The organism is Marseilla massiliensis (assembly GCF_023336985.1).
GTDB lineage: Bacteria > Bacteroidota > Bacteroidia > Bacteroidales > Bacteroidaceae > Prevotella > Prevotella intestinigallinarum.
On the sequence record NZ_JAMBLP010000059.1, the window covers coordinates 1 to 993 of the forward strand.

The 993-nt window shown below is 49.1% G+C and carries 1 protein-coding gene; it reads left to right on the forward strand.

What is annotated here, in order from left to right; translation table 11 throughout:
* Window positions 1-78: 78 nt before the first annotated feature.
* On the forward strand, window positions 79-993 hold a 915-nt coding region (locus M3089_RS15880), incomplete at its 3' end, for a formylglycine-generating enzyme family protein (RefSeq protein WP_249085254.1).

The window sequence follows — 993 nt, forward strand, 5'->3', positions numbered from 1 at the left end:
GGCAAGGACTATTACATATCCACCTTACCCTGCGACCTTTACGGCGGTTACAGGCTCTCCATTTACAAAGACGGTCTTGTGGCAGATTATTTCGGTGTCCATCAGACTGTAAAACCGGGAACATTCATAACTCCCGATGATTTGGTGGAAAGCGAACTGGAGTTTGAGGAACCTGACGCCCCGCTTGTCGAGAAAGAACGCCCGAAGATGGATGCCATGACGCACAAGCTATTCATCCAATACAGAAGAATGCCGACCAAAGCCAACAAACAGGCATTATTGGAGCGGATGGGCATCCGTTACGATAAAGTAGTGGCAAGGAAGAAAAATAAACTTCGTGAATTGGAGCGTGAGGCAAGAACTTACAACATTGTGGAACACATGCAAGGCATTGTGAATGAAATGGTTGAAAATCGAGATGTCCGCATACAGCAGCAATTCCTGCGCTTCATCGACCCACGCAAGGACGAGAATCCCGAAGATGGTTGGATGGTGTTGCGTGGCGCTTCTGCTCCGAATGCTTATATTGGATATGCCCCTGTTACCAATGCCGAATATGCCGCTTTCAATACTGAGTTTGTGTATGACCAAGGGAAAGACGACTATCCTGTGGTGGGCATTTCAGTCAAGGAAGCCGAAACCTACTGCAACTGGCTCTCTACAAAAGACACCAAACACAATTATCGCCTGCCCTCCGAAGAAGAATGGGTGCTTGCCGCCGGGCACATGCCCAAAGATGTTTCCATGAACTCCGGTCATGCTGAGCGTGGATTGACAGCCGTAGATGCATACGCGCAAAGCAAAGGTGCTTGTGGCGGCATTGACTTTGGGGGTAACTGTTGGGAGTGGACTTCATCAACAGACCCCAATGGCTTATACATCATCAAAGGGGGCAGTTGGGATTCCGAGCGTGACGATTGTCGCAGCGAGAAATCGGATGACGTGAGGAACGGTTCTCAAGGTTATGCCAATGTAGGATTCAGGGTGGTAAGA